This is a genomic window from Mycobacterium sp. NGS41 (genome assembly GCF_059812725.1).
Genome location: NZ_JCALDF010000021.1, coordinates 30,861 through 53,444, shown reverse-complemented (window position 1 = coordinate 53,444; position 22,584 = coordinate 30,861). Strand labels below are relative to the sequence as shown.

17 protein-coding genes are annotated in these 22,584 nt (G+C 62.1%); 9 read left to right on the top strand and 8 right to left on the bottom strand.

The window, feature by feature from the left end; genetic code table 11:
• The first annotated feature begins 36 nt into the window (after nt 1-36).
• On the top strand, nt 37-711 hold the full coding sequence (locus tag AC5Y21_RS18265; RefSeq protein WP_499914363.1) for a GAP family protein: 675 nt from the start codon (nt 37-39) through the stop codon (nt 709-711).
• Here AC5Y21_RS18265 and AC5Y21_RS18260 read toward each other — a convergent pair.
• Nucleotides 696-2,438: a hydroxysqualene dehydroxylase gene (locus tag AC5Y21_RS18260; RefSeq protein ID WP_499914361.1), complete on the bottom strand. Its 1,743-nt coding sequence runs from the start codon at nt 2,436-2,438 to the stop codon at nt 696-698. The two genes, AC5Y21_RS18265 and AC5Y21_RS18260, sit on opposite strands and share 16 nt — an antisense overlap.
• Nucleotides 2,439-2,502: 64 nt before the next feature.
• Here AC5Y21_RS18260 and AC5Y21_RS18255 point away from each other — a divergent pair, with 64 nt between their 5' ends.
• Entirely contained in the window at nt 2,503-3,288 is a 786-nt protein-coding gene (locus AC5Y21_RS18255) for a DUF5995 family protein (RefSeq protein ID WP_499914359.1), read from the top strand.
• 14 nt (nt 3,289-3,302) lie between these two features.
• Here AC5Y21_RS18255 and AC5Y21_RS18250 read toward each other — a convergent pair whose 3' ends face one another.
• Nucleotides 3,303-6,794 (bottom strand): protein kinase domain-containing protein, encoded by a 3,492-nt coding sequence (locus tag AC5Y21_RS18250; RefSeq protein ID WP_499914357.1) that lies wholly within the window; start codon nt 6,792-6,794, stop codon nt 3,303-3,305.
• Nucleotides 6,795-6,950: 156 nt separating this feature from the next.
• Here AC5Y21_RS18250 and AC5Y21_RS18245 point away from each other — a divergent pair, with 156 nt between their 5' ends.
• Complete coding sequence (locus tag AC5Y21_RS18245; protein WP_499914355.1) at nt 6,951-8,450, top strand: bifunctional phosphatase PAP2/diacylglycerol kinase family protein; 1,500 nt, start codon at nt 6,951-6,953, stop codon at nt 8,448-8,450.
• Between the two features lie 193 nt (nt 8,451-8,643).
• Here AC5Y21_RS18245 and AC5Y21_RS18240 read toward each other — a convergent pair whose 3' ends face one another.
• Nucleotides 8,644-9,402: a helix-turn-helix transcriptional regulator gene (locus tag AC5Y21_RS18240; RefSeq protein WP_499914353.1), complete on the bottom strand. Its 759-nt coding sequence runs from the start codon at nt 9,400-9,402 to the stop codon at nt 8,644-8,646.
• A gap of 90 nt (nt 9,403-9,492) precedes the next feature.
• Here AC5Y21_RS18240 and AC5Y21_RS18235 point away from each other — a divergent pair, with 90 nt between their 5' ends.
• Together AC5Y21_RS18235 and AC5Y21_RS18230 are read left to right on the top strand one after the other, a co-directional pair.
• The gene (locus tag AC5Y21_RS18235) at nt 9,493-10,170 is read left to right on the top strand and encodes a class I SAM-dependent methyltransferase (RefSeq protein ID WP_499914352.1); all 678 of its coding nucleotides are present in this window, start codon (nt 9,493-9,495) and stop codon (nt 10,168-10,170) included.
• Nucleotides 10,171-10,269: 99 nt separating this feature from the next.
• A complete protein-coding gene (locus AC5Y21_RS18230) occupies nt 10,270-11,340 on the top strand; it encodes a hypothetical protein (protein ID WP_499914350.1) in 1,071 nt (356 codons plus the stop codon).
• 24 nt (nt 11,341-11,364) lie between these two features.
• On the opposite strand, the gene AC5Y21_RS18225 is transcribed toward AC5Y21_RS18230, so the two are convergent.
• Nucleotides 11,365-11,793, bottom strand: a complete 429-nt coding sequence (locus AC5Y21_RS18225; protein WP_499914348.1) for a hypothetical protein — start codon at nt 11,791-11,793, stop codon at nt 11,365-11,367.
• A gap of 154 nt (nt 11,794-11,947) precedes the next feature.
• Between AC5Y21_RS18225 and AC5Y21_RS18220 the strand changes: the two genes are divergently transcribed.
• A complete protein-coding gene (locus AC5Y21_RS18220) occupies nt 11,948-12,706 on the top strand; it encodes a sensor domain-containing protein (protein WP_499914346.1) in 759 nt (252 codons plus the stop codon).
• 22 nt (nt 12,707-12,728) lie between these two features.
• Here the strand turns inward: AC5Y21_RS18220 and AC5Y21_RS18215 are convergent, their stop codons facing one another.
• The 3 genes from AC5Y21_RS18215 to AC5Y21_RS18205 all read right to left on the bottom strand — a co-directional run bounded on the left by AC5Y21_RS18215 (nt 12,729) and on the right by AC5Y21_RS18205 (nt 16,217).
• On the bottom strand, nt 12,729-13,553 hold the full coding sequence (locus tag AC5Y21_RS18215) for a class I SAM-dependent methyltransferase (RefSeq protein ID WP_499914345.1): 825 nt from the start codon (nt 13,551-13,553) through the stop codon (nt 12,729-12,731).
• A gap of 612 nt (nt 13,554-14,165) precedes the next feature.
• Entirely contained in the window at nt 14,166-14,522 is a 357-nt protein-coding gene (locus AC5Y21_RS18210; RefSeq protein ID WP_499914343.1) for a hypothetical protein, read from the bottom strand.
• Nucleotides 14,523-15,395: 873 nt separating this feature from the next.
• Complete coding sequence (locus AC5Y21_RS18205; RefSeq protein ID WP_499914342.1) at nt 15,396-16,217, bottom strand: endonuclease/exonuclease/phosphatase family protein; 822 nt, start codon at nt 16,215-16,217, stop codon at nt 15,396-15,398.
• 126 nt (nt 16,218-16,343) lie between these two features.
• Here AC5Y21_RS18205 and AC5Y21_RS18200 point away from each other — a divergent pair, with 126 nt between their 5' ends.
• The gene (locus AC5Y21_RS18200; protein WP_499914341.1) at nt 16,344-16,829 is read left to right on the top strand and encodes a DUF456 domain-containing protein; all 486 of its coding nucleotides are present in this window, start codon (nt 16,344-16,346) and stop codon (nt 16,827-16,829) included.
• Between the two features lie 280 nt (nt 16,830-17,109).
• Here AC5Y21_RS18200 and AC5Y21_RS18195 read toward each other — a convergent pair whose 3' ends face one another.
• On the bottom strand, nt 17,110-17,931 hold the full coding sequence (locus AC5Y21_RS18195) for an alpha/beta hydrolase (RefSeq protein WP_499914436.1): 822 nt from the start codon (nt 17,929-17,931) through the stop codon (nt 17,110-17,112).
• A 1,031-nt stretch (nt 17,932-18,962) separates the two neighbouring features.
• Here AC5Y21_RS18195 and AC5Y21_RS18190 point away from each other — a divergent pair.
• A complete protein-coding gene (locus AC5Y21_RS18190; protein ID WP_499914340.1) occupies nt 18,963-20,195 on the top strand; it encodes a DEAD/DEAH box helicase in 1,233 nt (410 codons plus the stop codon).
• Nucleotides 20,196-20,982: 787 nt separating this feature from the next.
• Nucleotides 20,983-22,485: an ATP-binding protein gene (locus AC5Y21_RS18185; protein WP_499914338.1), complete on the top strand. Its 1,503-nt coding sequence runs from the start codon at nt 20,983-20,985 to the stop codon at nt 22,483-22,485.
• Nucleotides 22,486-22,584: the final 99 nt, after the last annotated feature.

Here is a 22,584-nt window from a genome sequence, read left to right as displayed (position 1 = left end):
GTCCCCGCGCCGGTGTCAGTGCGATGATTGCTGCCCGTGGCAGGAAGCTGGGGTTCCGTGGCAGCCGGGCTCATTTCGCTCGGGCTCGTTATCTCGTTATCACCAATCACGATCATCCCCGCAGTGCTGGTGTTACAGACATCGCGACCGCGACCTAACAGCCTCGCGTTTCTCGGCGGCTGGCTACTGGGCCTGATGGTGCTGACTGCGCTCTCCGTGCTGGCCTCGCGTGCGCTCGGCGGTCTGCACAAGTCGCCGCCGGCCTGGGCGTCCTGGCTGCGCGTGGTGTTGGGGTCGGCCCTGATCGTGTTCGGCATCTATCAGTGGCTGACCCGGCATCGCCACAGCGATCCGCCGCGCTGGATGCGCTCATTTGCCAACATCACTCCAGGGCGCGCGGGCGTAACCGGTGCGGTGCTGACGGTGGTGCGACCCGACGTGTCGCTCATCTGCGTGGGGGCCGGATTGGCCATCGGCAGTAGCGGTCTCGATATTGCGGGCCACTGGGTGGCCGCCGCGTTCTTCGTCGCCGTCGCCGTGTCATCGGTCGCGATCCCGATCTTGGCCTACCTGGCGGCCGGTGACCGTCTCGACGACCTGCTGACCCGTCTTAAAAACTGGATGGAGCAAAACCACGCCGGGCTGATGGCAGCCGTCTCGGTGGTGATCGGCCTAATGGTCCTCTACCACGGAATTCACGCTCTGAAATAGCGGTCCAGCAAGGCGAACGCGGACCGGCCGTGGTGTGCGACTTTGAGCAACGTGCGGCTGGCCAGGTCGGTCGGCCGCAGCTGGCCCGATGGGCTCACGCTGACTGGCAGCTTGACGTCTAGGCCGAGCCGCCAGCGCACCGCGTCCAACATGCGGAACGGCGCCAGCACGGGCGGCTCCCACAGCTTCCAGACGCCGCAGGGCTTTTCGTGCGAATTGTCCGCTTTGAGAATCCCGTTCACCGCGCGTCGGGCCGCCTCGTTGGCGCCTTCCATCGTCGCCAAATCGGTGTTGGTCTGGACGAAGTCGGACGCGAGGAAGAAGTTGGGAATCTTCGTGACGGCCTCCGGCCGGTTGTCCCACGAGCCCGCCGTGTTGACCAGCAGCGGTTCCGCGTTGGTCGCTTGGCCAGGGTTGGGGAACTGGATATCCGGATCGAGGAACCAGCTGACGACATTCTTCTTCGTGAGTACGCCCTTGATGTGGTCACGGATCTGCGCCCGCACCTCGTCGTGAATCTCGTCCTTCGAGCACTCCTGGGCGGGTTTTCCGTTATGCGAACCGGGTGTGGTCCAGTCCGAGATGTCGACCGAAAGGATTCCGTTCACCCGTCCGTTGCCCAGACGGGTGAAATCGATGCCGTGCCAAAACTGCTTTTGCGAAATTGCGGTGAGTGCCCACTTGGAGTCGATGAACAGGATGTGGCCATTGACCAGCGGCATGTCCTCGCGAAGGTAAAACATCATGCCGTTCATCCAGCGGATCTGCAGCTTGTTGTCCTTCACCGGCCGCAGTCGTGGTTCGGCCTTGAGCAGCTCGTGGGTCAGCAGTAACTGCAGGCGCTCGACGGGCATCGCCGAAATGTAGTAGTCGGCTTTGATTTTCTCGAGGTCCTTGCCGCGGCGCGCGGTGACACCGGTGATGCGGCGTCCGTCGCAATGGATCTTCTCGACTGTGTAGCCATTGTGTAGCTCAACGCCGCGGTTACGCAGATAGGTGACCCACGGATCGATCCACATTTCACTAGTCGGTCCCATCAGCACGCCGTCCGCATGCTTGCCGGGGATGCTGGTGCAGAAAATCAACTGCCACAGGATCGAGGCACCGGTGCGCGCCGACATCTCTTCCGCACGGGCGGCCACGAGCGTGCGGGTCATCCCGGTCGCGATGAATTTGTTGAAGGCCGCCGACCGGTGTTTGGCGTCGATGAAATCCATCCAGGACATGCGTTCCCACTGCCCGAGCCGGCGCTCTTGACAGGAAGTGAGAAATATCAGCATCTGCTCGAAGAACGCGATTAACTCGTGTCCCGGGATATCGAGTTGGGTGCCGATTGTCCAGATGAAGTTGGCCGTGAGCTTGAGGTCGTCCAGCGATTCGGGCGGGATCATCGGGCCGATGATTTCGTTGTCGTTGTCGTCCCCGGCTTGGGCGATCATCATCAGCCGCGGCGTGTCGAGGTTGTCGTGAACCGTTCCGTGCCCGTCTGGAATGTGGTGCAGCGTGTCGTAGAGGTGCCTATAGAAGCCCGGGAAGAAGCGGAAGCCGTGCTCGGCCGGGAGATCCTTTCGTCCGGTTTTTCCCGAGCCGGGCACCGGCATCGAGCGTGCTTTGCCGCCGAACACATCGCGGTGCTCGTAGACTTTTACCTTGAATCCACGCTCGACGAGTTCGTGTGCGGCGCTGAGTCCGCCGACGCCGCCGCCGAGCACCGCAACGGTCTTCACGGTGGAAGATTAGGCTCGGGCGCGTCGCAGCACCAGTGCACACGCCGCTGCGATACTTGGCGACATGGCGTTAGACCTGACTCCAATCGACGACGTACTCGACGAAATTCGGTCGATCATCGAATCGTGCAAGAAATCTAAGAGTCCGCTCGGATATTTCGCCGCGCTGTATCTGCGAGTAACGCTCGCCATCAAGAAAGCCATCCAGCAGAACAAATTCGAAGACGGCCAGCGGATGGTGGACTTTGACGTGGCGTTCGCCCGTCGCTACTTAAATGCCTTCCAGGCACACGGTGACAACAAACCCACGCCGGAGACGTGGAAGGTCGCTTTCAAGGATCACGACGGCAAAAAACGCCTCATCATTCTGCAGCAGCTGATGACCGCGATGAACGCGCACATTGACCTCGATCTGGGCGTCGTGACCGACGAGATTCGCCGCAAGTACAAGACGGCATCCGCGGAGTCACTACACCACGACTTCATCGCCGTAAACACCATCTTGAGCTCTCAGATCCCTGGTGTTCTCGACGCGATCTGCGGCGTCTCGCCGGGGACCAAGACATACCGCAAGTGGGCGAACGACACATTGATCAACGCAGGATTAGTTGCATTTCGGGAAGATGCCTGGAGGTTCTCCTGCGTGCTGGCCGTCTTATCGGGGCAGGCCCATAAGAACATGATTGAGCTCCGCGACACCATGTGTGCCGGGCTCGGCGGTTGGTACATCCACCCGGTGCCGTCTGAGGGGATTGTCGACGAAATTCGGAAAACGGAATCCAAAGACGTCGCCAAGATCATCGACCTGCTCGCAGCCGAATCTCCCGAAGTGCCTACGACGCTGTGGTAACTACCCGACGCCGATCAGGTCTCCGTCTCGGCCAGCGCTAACGCGGCGCGGGCGCGCTTGGCCCACAGCGATGTTCGCAGCTCCTCGAACGCGCGCACGGCTTCAGCCAAAGTCGCCGTAGCCGTTTCGCGGTCGCCGCGTCGATGCTGCAGCTGGCCGAGCAAAAGTTGAGTTCGGGCCCGTTCGAACGGCATCGGCAGACCTTCGTGCGCTGCCATGGCCTGGTGCGCCATGTGCTCGGCCGCGTCGAGGTCGCCTTGGGCGGCCAGCCACATGCCGCGGCACCGAGCACCGACCGACAGCAGCCAGGATCGGTTGAGCCGAGTGCCATGTTGTTCCAATGCTTCGATTATCGGCACCGCGTCGTCGAGGCGGCCAAGTTCGACCATCGCCTCGACCGCGTCGGGGAGGTGCCAGCTGAGCATGAGCTCGACGCCGTGCATCGGGTTGAAATTGGCCAGCAGTGGTTCCAGCATCGTCAATGCGGCCGGATAATTCTCGAGTGAGACTTCCAGGAAACCCAATGTCTGAATTGGCCATTCGGCCATCCGTGGCGACTCGCAGCGCTGCGCACCCTCGATGACCGCATCCGCATCGGCGCGCGCTTCGCGAACCCGGCCGACGTAGGCGTTTACCAGTGCGCGAATTGTCAACGGGATGATGAGGATATCGTCACCGCCGAGTTGTTCGGCGTATTCCACTGCATCCGTGGCGTTTTGAATGGCGCCGGTGAACTCACCGCGCCACACATCGATCAGCGCAAGAAATCCGGCCACGGCCATCATGTCACGGTCAGCGCCGCGCTCCAGGCAGTGCTGCCCAAGGGCCTGCACCTGGAGGCGCCCTTCTTCCAACCGTCCCGTCCAGGCCAGGATCATGGCGTTGACGAGGCTGGCGCGGAAGTAAATTGGTATATCAACGTCGCGGTCTTCCAGATCAAGCGCGCGCTGTAGGGCGGCCTGATCCAGCCCGGTTCCGTGCGAGAAGTTCACGAACACCCAATACGCCAGCGCTTGGCTCGTCAGTGTCGGTACCCCGAGTTGGTTGGCAATAGTCACCGCTTCACGCGCGTGGTCGAGCGCTTCGTCAAACTCGCCGGTGTTGACTTCAGCCATCGACAACATCAGGTCGGTGCGCGCGAGCATCACGGGGTTGTCTTTGGCGTCATCGAGTGCGCCCTTGAGCAGGCTTGCGGCATCGTCGAACCTGTTGTCGTAGATGCGAATACCGGCAAGAAGGTTCAATGCCAGCGCCCGCAGCGTGCCTGGCCGCAACCTGTCGATGACGGACTCGAGCGTGGCACGGGCCCGCTGGGTGTTACCGGCTTCGAAGTGATGACCCGCCGATCGTAGACAACGCGAAGGCTTGTCGCCGCCGAGCCCTATTGCCAGATCGAGTAATTCGGCCGCGGCTGCCGGTGCGCCGCGGGCCCGGGCTGCGGCCGCGGCATCGTCGAGCGTTTGCATGATTTCCGCGTCGGCACTGACCGCGGACAGCGCGAGATGTCTGGCCTTCAGCTCCGGCAGGACAACGATATCGGCGAGCGCGCGGTGCATGTGCCGGCGCCGCGCAGGTGTGGCCGCGGTGTACACGCCCCTGGCAAGCAACGGGTGCGAGAACCGAACCAGGTTGTGATCAAACGTAACGATGCCGTTGCTTTCGGCTTCCTCGAGCAGCTCGACGGTCCGCTCGGCGCCGGCGCCGGTGACCTGTGCGAGCAGCTCAACCGTGGGATCGGCGACACACGCGACAGCCAGCAACACATCGACCACGTCCGCGTCGAGACGGCCGATGCGGCGACTTACCAAGTCGGTCAGGGTGCCGGGCAACGAAAGTTCGCCGCTTGGTGACTCATCACCCATGGTGCGGGCCAGTTCGATGGCATAGAACGGGTTGCCGCCGGAGACCTCAGCGACCCGCGCCAATCTTCGTCGCGTTATGGTCCGGCCGAACTTGGTGTTGATCAGCGTCCGCAGGCCGTCTAAACCCATGGGCCGCACTTGAATTCGCTCAACGGCATCGGCTCGGCCCAGATCCAGCCAGGACGCGACGGCATCGGTATCCGATGCGACCCGCTCGGCTACCAGCACGCCGATCGGGCCTTTCAGTCTCCGGACGGCAAAGGCCAAAGCCTCTTTGCTTGAGGTATCGAGCCATTGCGCGTCGTCGACGGCCACCAGTACCGGCGCGTCGATCGAGACTTTTTCCAGTACCGACAGGAATGCCGCAGCGACCACTCGTTGGTCCGTGGCGGGACCATCGCCGTTGGCGCGCAACAAGACTCGGTCCAGCGCCAGACGCTGCAGGGAAGGCAACCGGGCGAACACGTCAAGTTCGATATCGGCGATCAGGTCGGCCAACGACGCGTAGGCCAGGACCGACTCGGTTGCGCCCACCCGGGCCGAGAGCACCCGAAATCCCCGCTCGGCAGCCTCGTCCAGCGCGGCCTGCCATAGCGTCGTCTTGCCGATGCCCGCCTCCCCGGCAATGACCAACCCCGAGACCCGCGCGCGTGCCGACATCAAGAAGTGCGTTACCGCGTGCAACTCGACCGAGCGGCTGACCACACCGGCAGCCGAGAGCTCGATCGCCTCTGACGGGCGTTGCTCGGTTGCCGGCGCGCCGGTGCCGGCGGCATCTTGTCGATCGCGTTTCGGCGGCCAGTTCTGAGCCGCGGTCGGCTGGAGCGCCGAGGTCGGTGCACCGAGGGCGGCGCGGGCCGCGCGGGCCAAATCGGCGACGGTGGCGTATCGCTCGTCGGGATCCTTGGCCATGCCTTTGGCAATGACGTGGTCGAAGGCCTTGGGCACCGATCCGATGCTCGACGGTTGCGGCGGCGGCGCCGCGAGGTGGCCGGCGAGTTGTTGATCGACGCTGTCCCCGGGGAATGGGCAGCTGCCGGTCAAGCACTCATGCAGCACGCAAGCCAGCGAATAAACATCTGAGCGAGTATCGACCTGACCATTGGTGAACCGCTCCGGCGCCATGTAGTGCACCGTCCCGATCAGGCCGCCGCTGGTCGTGGCACCCGCCTCGCCGGTGGCGCGGGCAATCCCGAAATCGATGAGGTAGGCGAAGTCGTCGTCGGTGACCAGGATGTTCGATGGCTTGACGTCGCGATGCACCAAACCGGCGTCGTGGACAGCCTGTAACGCTTTGGCCGTTTGTTCGACGATCAACACCGCGCGCGCCGGGTCCAGCGGCCCAGCCGAAACAAGTGCGTGCAAGTCACGACCATTGATCAGCCGCATGTCGACGAAGAGCCGACCTTCGATCTCACCGTAGGTGTGGATCGGTAGCACATGCGGCTCACTGAGCCTGGCCGCCGCGTGCGCCTCTCGGCGGAAGCGCTTTTTGAACATGAGGTCCGCGGCAAAATGCGAGGGAAGCAGCTTTAATGCCACGACTCGATCGGTGGCAGTGTCATAGGCGCGCCACACTTCTCCCATACCGCCGCGCGCGATCATTTCGATCAGCCGGTACTGTCCGAACGGAGTCCCTTTCACAGAGTCCTCTCCAGGTCCTTTCCAGCTAGACCGGCGACTACTACCTTGGCTGAACGATAGACCTCCGTCAGCAGCGGCCGCAGCCCTTCGCAACCTCCTGCCTCGTCGAGATTCGTCGTGGCGGAACGCCGTCGCGTGCCGGTTAGGGTGGAGCCAATGAACGTCAGGCCCCGGCGCTCGCGCGGCATCCAACAAATCACCCGGGGTCTGGGCTCCCTTGATCGCGAACTGTTCACCGCGATCGCCGACAGCCCCACGCCGCTGCTCGATAGGGTCATGCCGCCCCTCACGAGGGCGGCAGATCATTCCAAGCTGTGGTTTGCGATTGCCGCGGGTCTGTTTGCGACACGGCAACGCTCCGCGCGGCGCGGAGCGGTGCGGGGCATCGCGTCGCTCGGTGCTGCCAGCTTGTTCACCAATCAGGTCGCCAAGCGAATCCGTCAGCGGCCGCGCCCGGCCGACGATTCGGTGCCGCTGATCAGACGAGTCCGTCGTCGCCCGACGTCCAACTCGCTACCGTCCGGACACTCGGCCAGTGCCGCCGCGTTCGCCGTCGGTGTCGGCCTGGAGAATCCGCCAGTGGGTTTCGGGCTGGCGTTGCTGGCGGGCCTGGTCGGATTGTCACGGGTGGCAACTGGCGCGCACTACCCGGGCGATGTCATCGTCGGGTTCGGCATCGGGGCCGGCATCGCCGTCGTCGGTGGCCGGTTGGTTCCGCCGGTTGCCGAGACCGCAGTGCCGCGAGCAGAACCGCTGCGGGTCGAGACTCCGGAACGGCCCGACGGCGCCGGAGTGGTCCTCGTCATCAACCCCGCGTCGGGCAGCGGCACCGGGGCTCGCGTCGCCGACGAGGTGCGCTCCGGGCTACCGCAGGCGGAGATCGTCGAATTGGGTTCAGACGACGATCCGGAGCAGGTGTTGCGCAGCGCGGCAGCACGTGCCGAGGTCCTTGCGGTCGGAGGCGGCGACGGCACGGTGTCGACCGCCGCCGCGGTGGCCAGCGAGGCGGGCCTGCCGCTGGCCGTCTTTCCGGCCGGGACGTTCAACCATTTTGCGAAGGACATCGGCTGCGACACCGCTGCCAAAACCGTCGAGGCGATCCGGCGCGGCAGCGTCGCCTGCGTCGACCTGGTGTGCCTGAATGAAAGCCGCATGGTGGTCAATAACGCCAGCATCGGTGCGTACCCCGCGTTCGTCCGGCGGCGCGAAAAGCTCGAGAGACGCATCGGCAAACCGCTGGCGAGCGTGTACGCGATGCTGCGCACGCTGCGCAACGAACAGCCCGTGCGGATTCGCTACGACAACAAGACCGTGCTGACCTCGCTGTTCTTTCTCGGCAACTCGGTATACCTGCCGACCGGATTCGCCCCGTCCAGTCGTACCCGGATGGACGACGGCCTGATCGATGTGCGCATCCTCGAAACCGGCCGCCGGTTCGCCAGGACCAGGATCCTGGCGGCGCTGGTCTTGGGACGTTTGCAGCGCAGCCCGCTGTACCACGAGATGCAGGTGCCGCAGTTCAGCTTTTCTGTCGTTGACGGCCCGACTGTCATCGCTCATGACGGCGAGGTTGGCGAGCAGTACGACGAGGCCAGCTTCACTGCGCAGTATCGGGCTCTGCCGGTCTTTCGCCCACTGCCCGCCAGGGGTCGTTGATTTACGCCGTTGCGGGCGGGGGCGAGTGTCTAGTTGTGGCGTTGGGTGTGTAGTGGCGGCGTTGGTTGTGTATCCACGGTTTTGAATGTGAAGTGGCGGTGGAGATTTGACCAATCTGCCGCCCAGCACGCACAGTCAAAGCCCTCATTACACACTCAATGCCGCGACGACGATTGCGCCCCGTGGATCACACTCAAATGCCCGGGCGACGGTAGGCTGACGGAGGCTGGCCCCATGCGTTGCGGAACGCTCGGGTAAACGAACTGGCACTGTCGAAGCCGACTCGGGTCGCAACTTGAAGCACGCTCAAGTCAGGATCGGCAAGCAGTGCCGCGGCCCGCATGAGGCGTGCTTGATGCGTGTAATCCCGCCACGTCATCTTCAACTCGCGGTCACACAGTCGGCGCAGCGAACGAGCAGACATGCCCGCCGCCGCAGCGGCATCGTCAATAGTGATGTGCGCTAATGCATTACGCATTCGCTCAAGGGCGGCAGCGAGTTGCGGATGATTGGTCGTGGGCAAGCTGAACGGGCTCTGCGACTCGAGGAGTTCGGCCAGCAACTCGGCGAAGCACTGGAAGTACGCATCGGCCGTTGCATCCGACGACTGGCGGTCGATGGGCCAGCGGCAGGCGTAAACGATCATGTGCCGAATCAGCGGCGATACCACCACGATTCCCGCTCCTCGGCGGGTCGGTTGCAGGAGGATCGGGTGCAGGAATATCGATACGGAGCGCACTCGCGTGTCAATCGTGCTGATGTGCCCGAGCCCGGCGGGAATCCACGCGGCTTGTCGTTCCGACAAGATGTAGGCGCCCGCGTCCGTCTCGACTTCGAGCACACCTTGGACGACGTACTCCAACTGGTGCAGATCGTGGGCGTGGCGCGGCGTGGTCACCCGCTGCCCTTCGTACACGAACGCGCCCGCGGTGGGTCGACCTCCCTGACGCATGTCAACCATCGTCGTGTTGTCCGCTGTGGACAAGTTTGTGGCCGTTTGTGCAGAGAAAGTCATCGCCTACCGATGGTACGACTAGAAGTCATGTCAGTGCAGTCCTTCACCCCGGCCGCCGGTAACCCCAAGTGGACCAAGTACTACGACACGGTCGTCGCGCTGGTTACGCGTGAGGAGCGTTGGCGCTCGGCGGCGGTCCGGCAGCTTTCGCTGGCGCCCGGTGATGTCGTAGTCGATGTCGGTTGCGGGACAGCGTCGTTAGCCATTTTGATGAAGCGGTGCCAGCCGGGAGCCCGTGTCGTCGGCGTGGATCCCGACCCGGAGGTTCTCGGCATAGCGCGTGCGAAAGTCCGCAAAGCCGGCTTTAACGTGGAAGACATCGAATTCGTACAGGGCATGGGCGACAAGGCCGCCGAGCTCGTCGGACCGGGGACCGCGAGCAAGACCGTCTCCAGCCTGGTGTTGCATCAGTGTCCGGTGCCGATGAAGAAGGCCATCATCGCCAACATGTTCAAGCTGTTGCGGCCCGGCGGTGAACTGGTTATCGCCGACTTCGGCTTGCAGCGCAGCGTCCTCATGCGGCTGGGATTCCGGCTGGTCCAGTGGGCCGATGGCAAGGCGGATACGCAGCCCAATGCGGATGGGATCCTGCCGCAGCTGATCGAGCAAGCGGGTTTCGTGGACGTCACTGAAGCATCGGTGATTCCAACGGTGTCCGGATCCCTGTCGATCTACCACGCGACTCGGCCCGCCACGCCGGACTAAACCGCGCGGTCGGGTTCAGGCTCGGCGCTTGTCTATGAGCCTGTTATGTTCCGCGGAACATAGCTGTGAGCCGGCCGCGAACCCTTATAGCCTCGCGGCATGTCCCGGTTGCGGGCCGCAAAGGTGCTGGCGATAGTTTGCGCAGCGGCCATCCTCGGCGGCGGCTGCGGCAGCCCGACGCGACGGTCGACACCGAGTTCGGGTGCTACGTCAAGTCCCGGCGCGTCCAGGTTGACCGGTTCCCTGTTCAGCGCCGCCGTGCCGTGGAACGTCGACGTTTCGGGCGCCGCGAAGTCCGAGCGATCCGATGCGATCGTTCATGCGCTGAGCGCCATGGGTGGCTGGGGGACCGGAGCGTTGCAGGTCGATTTTTCGATTCCTATCTTCTTCGCCGACAGCAACACACCTCGGGTGCAGGTCGTTGGCGCCGACGACTATTGCTTCGGCGGCCGGGACTGCGATTCGGTTCCCGCGCGCATGCCGCTGCCGGCGCAGGCGTATTTCGAGGGCTCGTCCGAGCTCACCTGCGACACCAGCGGTGCCACGGAGAGGCAGGAAGACTGTCATCTGCTCGTCGTCGATCGCGGTCAGGGGAAGCTCTACGAGATCTATCACGGCAATCGATCCGGCGAAAACCTCACGGCGCAAGGGTTTTTCGTATGGGACGTCACCAGGGCGTATCCCGACACGTTGCGCGGAGACCAGTGCACCAGCGCGGACGCCGCCGGGTTTCCGATCGCCGCATTGACACCGACCGCGGATGAGGTTGCCTCTGGCACAGTGAATCACGCGATTCGCTTCATCCTGCCCAACCACCGGATGAAGGCGGGCGTCTACGTGCGTCCGGCCACCCACGCGGGCGGTCCGGACAGCAGTGATCCGAACGCACCGCCGTACGGGGTACGGTTCCGGCTGCGAGCCGACTTCGACGAGTCGGGCTACTCAAAATCCGAGCGGGTCATCATCGCGGCTCTGAAGAAGTACGGGATGCTGCTGTCTGATGGTGGCCAGGTGCCGCTCACCTTCGCCGACGACCGGACGAGCACCAACAAATGGGCCGAATTGGGCATCCGCGCTGAGTCATTCAACGGCATCACGGTCGATCAGTTCGAGGTGGTCCAACTCGGCCCTGAAGTCAAGCTCACCTACGACTGCGTCCGCAACCAGTGACGGCGGGTTCGCGGCGGGGCGTATTCAATGCGCGTTTGCGAATGGAACGGCATGGTGGCCGGAAAGTGAGACAATCGCTGCATGTCGGAAACGCCTGGCAGGCAATCCGGTCACCGAGCAGCGAAGCGAGCCCGAGAGCTTGCTGAGCGGCGAGACGAGCTGGAGACGGGAAATCCGTCGTCGGCAGAGAATGTCGAACGCGCCCGTCGTGCTGCAGATGAATCGCGGCAGCGATCCATAGACGCACATCGGGCAGTCGCCGAGCGGCATCGTCGGGCAAGTTGGGTGCACGAACAAGCCGCCTACGTTCACGAGCATGCGGCGGCGGAAGGTATCGGCGACGTCGCTGAGCATGAGCGCGCCGCCGCACGGCACCGTGAAGCCGCCGAAACCGACCGGGAAGCGGCTAAACATGACGACGCCGAAGCCGACGCCGGCGCGAGGGGTGCGCACCCCAAGCCCTCCTGAATGCAAAACGCCAAAGTCGTACGCGAAGGCGCGCGCTGACTTAGGCTCCATCCAACCGCTGAATAGCAAACGCCTGGCGTGCGCTGAACGCTTGAGGAGCTGACTCAGGAAGGACTCAAGTCAGGAAGGGAAGTTCATCATGCGCCAGCTAACAGCCGCGGTCGCCGTTGCCGCGATCGGAATCGTGGTCGCGGGCTGCGGCGGTGGCCACAAGGGCGGCTCCGCTTCGTCATCGACTGCCGCCACTGGCCCGAGCGCGTCGAAACCTCCCCTCGCCCAGTCCGCGCTGGCGGGTCTGTTGCTCGACGCGGCCGAGATTGACACCGCGATGGGTGTCACCGGGATGAAGGTCACCGAGACAGCCGACGCATTGACAGAAGACAAAACGGCGGCCTTTTTCTCTCCGGCATACAAGTTGCCGCGCGAATGCCTCTACGCCACCGGCGCCGGGGTGGCCCCCGTCTACGCCGGCAGCGGAAACACCGCGGTCCATCGGGACCGTGACGTAGTGTCGCTCCCCTCGGACACGAACGATCTGGACCCTCAGGTCAACCAGGTGGTGACGTTGTTCCCTTCCGCCAAGGCGGCCAACGCTTTTTTCGCGACCTCCACAAAAGGCTGGCAAGCGTGCTCCAACCGACAGGAGACTGCTCCCGGCGATGCCAACAACTTTCAGATTTATTGGCACGTGGGACCGGTCTCCAACACCAACGGGACTTTGAGCACCACCGTGGGCGCGATCGCGACCAAGAATGACACCAGCACGGTCGCAGCTTGTCAGCGGGCGCTGACCGTCCGCAACAACGTCGTGATTGATGTCGAGGCGTGCCGCAAGGACCCGGGCAATGTGGCCGTCGACATCGCCAACCAGATCGCCGGCAGAGTGGAAAAGCAGTAGGGAAGGCGTCGCCCCGACGCCGTTACGCATCCTGCCCGGGATTGCGGCCCCACACGGCGACCACCAACCCGCCCCTGTAGAGGAACGAGGGGTCTTCGAAAGCACGCCGCGCGTCGGACGCGTCGGACGGTGCTACGAATCCGTTGGCGACCATCGCCTCGTCTATCGGCTGGAAGGATTGAATCATCAACTGCGACATCGGGCTACGCCCGTGCCCGACCATAGCGACCGCCTCATTCCCCACGTCGGTCAGGTCCAGGTGCTCCATGTGGGCCGGTAACGTGCGGCCGTAGCGCAGGTCCATAATTCCGCCTGCCAGAAGGAATTTGATCCGCGCCTGAGCGCACAGGTCAAATCCGGCAGCGAACGGATGCGCCGGGTCTGCCGCCTCGACGGTGCCGTTGTCGGTGTCTTCGATCATCAGCCAACCACCTGGCTTCAGCGCCGCGATCATGCGCCGCAGCACTGCAACTGGATCGCGCAGATGTGTCAGGACCGATCGAGCGTGTACAAGGTCATAGGACGCCGGCTCAATGGGGTCTTGAGTGATGTCACAACGACGGACCTCGACGTTTTGTGCGCCGATGTCGCCGAGAAACCGGACATCGAGGTCAGCGGCCACGACTTCCCCAGCGGGACCTACCCGTTGAGAAAGCCAGCGCACCACCGATCCGGCGCCAGCGCCTACCTCAAGGCATCGCCAGCCTTCAGCGACACCGAGCGCGTCGAGCTGACGGAACGTCGACGGATCATTGAACCGTTCAATGAGTTTCAAGCGCGTCAGTTCGTCGTCCGCTTGGTGGTCACTCCAGAAATAGTCACCGCTTCGGGTGTCTTCCTGCCTCAAACCACCCTCCTCGAACGGCCGCAACGTGTCAGGCCCGGTCCGAGGCCCTGTCGTGCTTGGCTACGTTATCGCCCGAAACTGCGGGTGTCTGGCATTCTCGCTGAGCGCCCATGACGTCCGGCAAACGACATCAGGATGCTCGGGCTGACAAGTGACTGCAAGTAGGTCGTGAGCCGCAGCTAACCGTGCGATTTGTTCCAAAGCCGTCACGCAGCCGTGTGTTTGCTGTCAGGATGCTGACATCGCTGAAGAAAGCGGCGATGGGGTCTGGGGCTCCTGGCCGTCACCGCGCCATCATCGACCACTGGAATTTTTCGCCCGAAGCCTGATGTCAGCTGAAGACCTGAGGCAGTTAATCGGTGGAATCACATGTTCGGCAACGCGTAGTCCGCTCGAAAAATTTGCTATTAGGATCAAGATTCTCTGAAAATCCTGAGCATTCGGCTTGGCTAAAGCAGATGAATGTCCCAGTTGAGAAAAATTGCGAAGACTTGCGTGATGGCGCTATCGGCGCTCGATAACTGCGTTTTGCCTGAGTCTTGCGGCGTTTCAGCACGTTGGCACCCTGCTTATGAGCTCTTCCTCTCGCAGGTAGACATCCTCGACGGGATATCAGTTGTGCTTCACCAGCTGGTACTCAATCCACATCATGTCAGCCTCGTCCCGGCCGGCTAACGAGTTGTTGTCAATTGTCGTCGTGTAGCCGGCCACGGGAGAAGGTCCCGTCCACTTACTACCTTGCAGGTGTAGATCAGAAACAGCACCGCTGGGGTGGTGGAGAGTCATACAGTTCGAACCACATGAGGTCGTCGTCCACTCGAATGTTGCCCCTGAATTTCCCATCGAGTCATTGGTCACGGTCCCCGTATAGGCTCCCTCGACGAGTTCGGCCGATGCTGGGCCAGCCAGCCCGATCGCGGCGGCCGAAAGCACTGCGGCGACGGTCAGCCCCTGTCGGAACATTCTCATGTCCTCTCCCTCCCATTTGCCCGGCCCGCAGCTAGTTTGCTCGGACCAGCGCCAGTCCATTCGATTCGTCTTAACCAGTGTTGCCCGACGCGCCGCGCTCCAAACGTTTGTTCAGTTGCTGAAGAACGGGAGGCATTTCACTGTGAAAAGTAGCATCTCAGAAATTCGAGGAGGTCAATTCAAAAGCGCCAGGCGTCCAATTCAAGGTGCGATTCTGTCATTGGGTGGTTCCTCGTGTCGTGACGCGGGTCAGCTGTGACCCGATCCACGTCGCTCTAGCCATCGACGGCGCTGACGAGCCGGTCGACAGCCTGTACCGCGACGACCAACGCGCCCCGGCCTAGCCGGGACGCCGCATCGGCACTGCATTGAGGTCGATCCCGTCTGCAAGCTGGTTTACCAGCACATCACCGGCGAGTTGATCCCGTACAGCGGTGTAGTCCCGCCGAAAATAGGACCAACGAGCACACCATCAATAGTCACTTGGCCGTCGTCGCTCATGGTGGTCATGTGAAACCGGTCTATCGACATATTGGCTTTTCGAACCGATTTTTACGCCTTTCGCAATCGAAAACCATTGTGGTACAAGGTGAGTCGCGGCGTTCGCGAGCGTTGGAAAGCGTTTGCGCGCGCTGGTAAGGGCGGATCGGGCGCGGCGACGGCCAGCTAATGGTTTCAGGGCCGCTGGTTTCAGGACCGCTGGTTTGCAGGCAGAGCGAAAGATTGCGACAAGTCTCAACCGATGATCGAGGATTTGAATGATCGGAAACCGCGTTGAACTGCGGTGATGGTGGAGCCGATGACGGGAATCGAACCCGCGTATTCAGCTTGGGAATTCTCGCGGTCTCTCGACGCAAAATGGTTCCGCCCCGATTATTGCCTGGGGGCAGGGCATGCTAATTGGGCGACGACACCGAAATGATCGCTGGGCCAGACACCGCGGCGCGTCGCGTCGCATACGACGGCCGCGTCCAGCACCTTGCCTGCGCCGTCAGCGGTGCGCACGCCTACGAAGATGTAGTCGATGCGCTGATCCGGTGTCGGGTCCTGCGCCGTGTACGGGTTGGTGTTGTTCCAGGTGAAACCAAGCTCAGCAGGATGGGTCACCTCGAAGGCGTCGAACAGGTGAAGACTGTGACCGTCAAATCCGTGCCGGCCGCTAATGAATAGCACCTCGGTAGATTCCGGGCTTGCGTTGAAGTCGCCACAGACAATCGGGGGGAAATCGCCAGAGCCCGTCCCGACGAACTCGGCGAGCTGACGGACCTGTGCCTCGCGCACCCAGCCCTCGTCGAACCGGTGAGACAAGTGGGTTGAGGTGACCGACACCAGACGGTTGCGAACGCGGACATCGACGGTCAGCGCGCCGCGAGGCTCGATATTTGACCCCGCCAGGGTCAGCTGGAGCGTCCGCGAGTCGACGATCGGCCAGCGGCTCAGGACCGCGTTGCCGAAATCGCTGCGGCCGGAGCGGACGTACGCCGCGGCGTACACCGCGTCCATCCCGGTATGCTCGGCCAGCCACGTCGCCTCACACAATTCCGGTGACCGAGTTGCCTCCTGCAACGCGACCACATCAGGGCGAATCTCGGTGAACCAGTCGACGAGCGCGTACTTGCGCTCCTCCCAAAGGTGATCGCCCCAAATGTTCAACGTCATCACCGTCAGCACATCGTCCTGAGCGGGTGACGTCACACCTCGATCGTATGTGGCACGATTTCTGCGCAGAGATGTTCGCGTCCCGGCAACGATCAGCGCCTGACGGGGCATGGGCCCGTAGGGATGATCCCTGGTAGCGGCCACTCGAGATACGTTGAGAACATGAGTGCTGCCGGCATCGTCCTCGTAGCACTCGCGATCGCCGTCGGAATCGTCGGCATCGTGGTGCCGCTATTGCCGGGCACGCTGCTGGTGTTCGTCGCGATCATGGTGTGGGCCGTCGTCGAGAACAACATCACCGCGTGGGTGACACTCGGCGTGGTGGCCGCGCTGCTCGGTGTGGCGACATTGATCAAATACACCTGGCCCGTGAAGCGGATGCGGGCCGCCGACGTGCGCACGCTGAGTCTGGCAGCGGGCGCGATTGTGGGCATCATTGGTTTCTTCCTAATCCCGGTAATCGGCCTGGTGATCGGCTTCGTGCTGGGTGTCTATGTGGCGGAGCTGGCCGCCCGCGGAGACCAGCGGCTGGCATGGACCTCGACGAAGCACGCCCTGAAAGGTGTCGCGTTGTCGATGGGTGTCGAGCTGGCTGCCGCGCTGCTCGCCACCGCCGCGTGGGTGTGCGGGGTTTACCTAACTCGGTAGGCGCCTTGCTGAGAGCGTTGTACCCCGAATGGTTTCCAACGATTTCGTGCTCTCCTTGGCGACCAGGCCACTGACGATCCTCGATGGGCGCGTAGTTAGTGGTTCCCCAGGTGTCCTTGTGGTTGATAGCAGGATCGATCTGGACCGGTCGGGCCAGCAAACATCGGCGTGAGCATCTGATGTCAAGTTCCGGCACCCGCTTAATGGATAAGTTCCGGTAGGTGCTTTACAGGCAAACTGAGCCTGTGGTGGAGGTCGTCCCCCCGCGTAGCGGCGGTAGCTATAGATACGTCCGCAGGTAGCCCACATAGCTGCGGCTAAATTCCTGCATCGAGGCGACCTTCGAGGCGATGAGGTTCGCGCCGTGGTACATCTTCGGGACGGTGATGAGCTCGCACGGGACACCGCAAGCTTTTAGCTGCTCGGCGTACCGAACACTCTCTTCGTGGAGGAGATCGAGATCGCCTACTCCGATCCACGCCGGAGGCAAGCCGGCCAGGTCCGTGCGCCGCGCTGGTGCCGCGTACTCGGGTGCATCCGACATTCGCGGTTGCCGCCCTAGATAAGCGGTCCAGGCGAACTTGCTCGTCGCCGGTGTCCACATGAACCGGCCGCGTCGGTCATGGTCCTCACGGAGAGCCGTGCGGTCGTCGAGTATCGGGTAAATCAGAACCTGAGCGCGTAGCGGGATCCGGTCATCGTGACTGCGTTGCGCGACAGCGGCGGAGAGACCGCCACCGGCACTCCCGCCGGCCACGGCGATCCGCTGGGGGTCGATTCCAAGCTCGTCGGCGCTGGCAAGCATCCATCGCAGCACCGCCATGCAGTCATCCAGGGCAGCGGGGAACGGGTGCTCGGGCGCCAACCGGTAGTCGGGTGAGACGACGACGGCCTCGAGTTCGCGTGCGAGTCGACCGCTGAACGGCGCCTCGAATTGCGGAGAGCCGAGAATCATCCCACCGCTATGGATCCAGAGCACTGCCGGTCGAGGCGCGTGATGCTCGGCAGGTGTCGTGACAAGCACGCGGACGGCGGGGTCGCCAGCGATACGGCGCTGCGTTACCGTGACGCCTTCCCCGGGCCTGAGGCTCAAGCGAAACACCTTCCGAACGAGCGGGAGCGTCCGCGCGTTCGTTGAACCGGGCAAGAGCGGCAGCAAGGGGCTGCGAAGTTCCGGATCGACGTCCGCCATAGCGTCGCGCATTGCCAGGTAGCGGCGGCCTACGAAAACCGAGGCTCCGAGTCCGGCGAGCGCAGCGACTTTCTTCATGGCTCGATGTAAGCACCAATTGTGCGTAGAGGACCCGCTTCTGGCTCAAGAGTGCGCCTCAGGCTAGCGTGCAACCCCTTCAGGCCAGGCCCAGTCTCGGCAGTGGAAACCGTCAGGATGTTCTTACGCAGTCGGTGCCACCTGCGGAAGCATTTAGTGTTCGACTGACGGCTATGCCTAACCGGGTACGGGACCGATATGGGACCGAGCAAGTCGCGGCCCGGGCGCTCAACGAGGTTTGCGCTGGTCAATGTGGAGCCGATGACGGGAATCGAACCCGCGTATTCAGCTTGGGAAGCTATTCCTAAGCGCGAACGCACGTTCGAAAGCGCATGGTAGGCGGACTGCTGGCTAACGCTAACGCTGGCTAGACGTGCGGTTTCGTACGTCTGGCGCATGGCTGCGGTCCGGCGCTGGTACGGCTCCGGTTCGGTTGCGTTCGGGGTACCGACGGGGTATTTGTGGGCCAACCGTTCGTGAGCGGTGCGTAGCGGCCCGTCGCCGCGACGCCTAGTCATCGCGAGGTGGTTTCGATGAGGGTCCAAGACATTCGCTATGGCGAGCGTTTCGGGCGCAGATCGCCTGTCATAAGTATCCGTAATGGGGTCATCGGGAGTGGACTGCGCTCACGAACCGGCGTGTCAGCCATCTATGTCAGTCTGTGCAGGGTGAGCGAACGGCAAGATGTGGAACGGGTGAAGTTGCCGGAGCGCCTGTTCAGTTCACATGTACTGCGGGTTTCGGTGCCAGTTGATCTAAGGAGGCATCAGAAGAAGTGAGTCGGTTCGAGGGATGTCCGTGAGCGCGGCCAGACCACCCTTTTTCTGCAGCACGGCCCAACCTCGGCCACCCGGAGGTTGATAGTGGCGTCGAGCCCCATTCAGAGGGAACCGACGCCACGCCGATGGCAGTCAAAAGCTCTTGGTCGTTGGCTGGACACAGGCCGCCGCGGAATCGCAGAGGTCGTGACTGGGGGCGGTAAGACGACATTCGCCGGCCTCTGCGCGAGTCAGTTCTTCGATGCATTCCCTTGCGGCCAAGTGATTATCGTAGTGCCGACGGTGGCCTTGCTCGATCAGTGGTTCGTCGCTCTGCAAGATGATTTCGGTGTGGCTTCAGCGGACATCGCAACTTACTCAGGAGAGGGCAGGCCAGCGCAGCCCGCTCGTTTCAACTTGATGGTCCTGAATACAGCGAGAACTGAAGCGCCCGCGCTGGCGGCGCTAGGAACCAACTTCCTCGTCGTCGACGAGTGCCACCGTGTCGGAAGCCCCGAGAATTCTCGATGCCTCGCGGGTGATCACGCAGCAACTCTCGGCCTATCAGCGACTCCCCGCCGCGAGTACGACGACGCGTTCGAGACCGTTGTGCAGCCGATTCTTGGCCCTGTCATCTATGAATATGGGTACAACGACGCCCGCCACGACGAAGTAATCACCAGTTTTGAATTGGTAAACGTGAAGGTCGAGATGACTTCGGAGGAGCAGGCGCGCTATGAGCGGCTCTCACGACATCTGGCGATTCTCGTTCGTCGCTTCCACGAGGGAGACGACGTGGAGGGGCGTATCAAGAAGGTGCTTCGTGATCGCGCTTCGGTGTCGGCGAACGCTGCCGCGCGAATCCCAGTTGCGGTACGCCTTGCGACTAAGTCTTCGAGGGAGCGGGTGCTCGTCTTCCACGAGTCGATCAATGCCGCGAACCAGATCGTCCGACTCTTGACAGAGCGAGGCCTCCGCGCCGCGGCCTACCACAGCAATATTGGACCTGACGTCCGGCGTGACAATCTGCGGATGTTTCGCCGAGGCCAACTCGACGCGCTCGTTAGCTGCCGAGCGCTCGACGAGGGTGTGAACGTACCCGAAGCGTCCGTCGCCGTCGTTGCGAGCTCCACGGCGAGCGGGCGACAGCGGATTCAGAGGCTTGGCCGTGTCCTGCGACCGGCCACGCGCAAATCGAAAGCAATCATCTACACGCTCTACGCGACCAAAATCGAGGAGGACCGCCTCAAGAAGGAGAGCGAGCATCTTGAAAGTGTTGACCGGGTGACATGGCTGACGGCGCAAGGGGGAAGCATTGGCACGGTTGCTCCTACGTGACGAATGGTTCGAACCTCTATCCCTGCACGCTCAGTACGAGACCGAGTTCGAGCGAATTTTGCTGGCGTATGGGGAAGCGCTATTCCCGAGCTGGCATCTCGTTCCATTCAAGATGGACGTTCGCTCCGACGAGGGGGTGAAGCGCCCTGATTTGGCACTTATCGACCGTGACTACCGCCGTTGGTGGGTAATTGAAGCGGAGATGGCGCGTCACGACTTCAATAGCCACGTCCTCCCTCAGGCACGTGTCCTCGCGTATGGGAGATACAACGACACGCACGTAGCTGCGCTCCTGCGCGAGGCTGCCGCCCTTGACCCGACGCGAGTTGCTGCGATGGTACGGGGGGAACAGCCGCGCGTCTGGGTCGTTGTCGACCATCCTCGACCCGATTGGCGACGCCCGCTGGAAGCCATCGGAGCAGCTCTCGGCGTCGTAGAGATCTTCAGGTCCGGCACTAATCAACACGTATTCCGCCTCAACGGCGAGCAACCACAGCCCCCAACCACCGACGTTATCGAGTGTCGGAGAGATCCGAACGTTCTACGGCTGTGGACGGTCGATACACCGGCGCTTCTGCCCATCGGGGGCGGTGAGACGATGAGTATCTACATTGAGGGGACTGGCCAGCCTTTTTCGTGGATGCGACGCGATACTGCCAACACGGTGTACCTCAGCTGCACGAGCGGCAACCCTCTTCATGGGTACAAGCGCGCGAGCTTGGTAAGACTTGAAGATGGGCGATGGATTTTTACAGAGTGCCGATGAGCCACGGAGGGGATTTCTAACATGGTGCACCTTGATTTGGGGTACGAGGCCATTCGCTCATACAAGCGTCTGCCTTATACGCCCTGGCATGCCCTGGCGGAGTTTGTCGACAACTCGACCCAGTCGTACTTCGCCAATCGGAAAACGCTAAATGCCGCGTTGGCGGAGGAGGGACGGCCCTTCGAGGTCTCAATCGCGTATGACCGCGATAACGACTTACTTCGGATCAGCGACAACGCGATGGGGATGTCACTCGCGGAGCTTGAGTACGCGCTTCGCATTGGCCAGCCGCCTGCGGACACATCCGGCCGGTCAAGATACGGCCTCGGGATGAAGATGGCTGCGTGTTGGTTCGGCGAGCAGTGGAGCATCCGCACGAAACGGTTTGGCGAGACGATCGAACACGAAATCGCGGTCGATGTTGAGACGGTGGCCGAGGGGAATAACGAGCTTCCTTACGTCGCTCGGGACGCGCGGCCGGAGTCAGATCACTACACAATTTTGGAGATCCGTAAACTCAATAGGGAGATGAAGGGCAGGACTCTCGGCAAGATCCGGGACTTCCTGTCGTCCATGTATCGCGTCGATCTTCGTAATGGTGATATGCGCCTTGAGTGGAGAGGCGAACCCCTCAAGTGGGATATGGATCAGGAATTCGCAAAAGCGCGAGATGGCTCGGTTTTCCGCCGCGAGTTCGCCTTGAACGTCGAAGGAAAATCCGTCACGGGTTGGGTCGGTGTTCTCGAGCGAGGGAGCAGGGCCAAGGCTGGCTTTTCGATTCTTGTTGCAAACAGAGTGATCAAGGGTTGGCCGGAATCGTGGCGCCCTCAGGAGATCTTCGGCCAGGTTGAGGGCTCCAACGACCTAGTTAATCAGCGGCTGACCGGTGAGGTCCACCTCGATGCATTCATCGTGTCTCACACAAAGGACAACATCCAATGGATGGGCGACGAGGAAGACCTACTTGAAAAAGCTTTGAAAGAAGAATGTGCAGAATACCGAGAATTCGCCCGCAACCGGCGAAGGGATCCGCGGCCGATAACCGATATTGAGGTGCAGACCGCGATCGAGGAATTTCAGGCAGAAATCGAGTCGCCCGAGCTCATCGATACGATTGAATTTACTGAAGTTCCAGAGCCTGAGGTGTTGAAGGCGGACAACGATGCGTATGTCGCCACGATTGACCCGACCGAGCCAACGTTTAGTGCGAGGGCCTCGGTTGCTAATACCGAGGTCGAGATTCTTGGTTTCCTAGATCATGACAAATCGCCTGCTGACCCCTATGTGGTTAGTGAGTCGACGGATCCTAATCGGATCTTGGTTATCATCAACTTTGCACATCCGCACATAGAACAGATTCATGGTAGTGAGAACCTCGTTAATTACTTCCGGCACTGCACTTATGACGCCATCGCGGAATGGCAGGCCCTCCGGCTTCGATCTACCACTGATACAGCGACTATCCGGTTGATGAAGGACAAGCTGCTTCGGGTCCCGTTTGAGATAAAGATGCACAGCGAGTAGATCGAGGCAGCGAGCGATGGTAGGCATCACCCGCTTCGCACACCTTCTGCATGGGCGATTGGCGAAAGGAACAAGCATCCAGATAACCGAGCCTGGCGG

Coding starts and splice junctions, on each gene's coding strand:
- AC5Y21_RS18255 (WP_499914359.1), top strand. CDS start 2,503: ATGGCGTTAGACCTGACTCCAATCGACGACGTACTCGACGAAATTCGG.
- AC5Y21_RS18245 (WP_499914355.1), top strand. CDS start 6,951: ATGAACGTCAGGCCCCGGCGCTCGCGCGGCATCCAACAAATCACCCGG.
- AC5Y21_RS18240 (WP_499914353.1), bottom strand. CDS start 9,402: ATGCGTCAGGGAGGTCGACCCACCGCGGGCGCGTTCGTGTACGAAGGG.
- AC5Y21_RS18235 (WP_499914352.1), top strand. CDS start 9,493: ATGTCAGTGCAGTCCTTCACCCCGGCCGCCGGTAACCCCAAGTGGACC.
- AC5Y21_RS18230 (WP_499914350.1), top strand. CDS start 10,270: ATGTCCCGGTTGCGGGCCGCAAAGGTGCTGGCGATAGTTTGCGCAGCG.
- AC5Y21_RS18220 (WP_499914346.1), top strand. CDS start 11,948: ATGCGCCAGCTAACAGCCGCGGTCGCCGTTGCCGCGATCGGAATCGTG.
- AC5Y21_RS18210 (WP_499914343.1), bottom strand. CDS start 14,522: ATGAGAATGTTCCGACAGGGGCTGACCGTCGCCGCAGTGCTTTCGGCC.
- AC5Y21_RS18200 (WP_499914341.1), top strand. CDS start 16,344: ATGAGTGCTGCCGGCATCGTCCTCGTAGCACTCGCGATCGCCGTCGGA.
- AC5Y21_RS18185 (WP_499914338.1), top strand. CDS start 20,983: ATGGTGCACCTTGATTTGGGGTACGAGGCCATTCGCTCATACAAGCGT.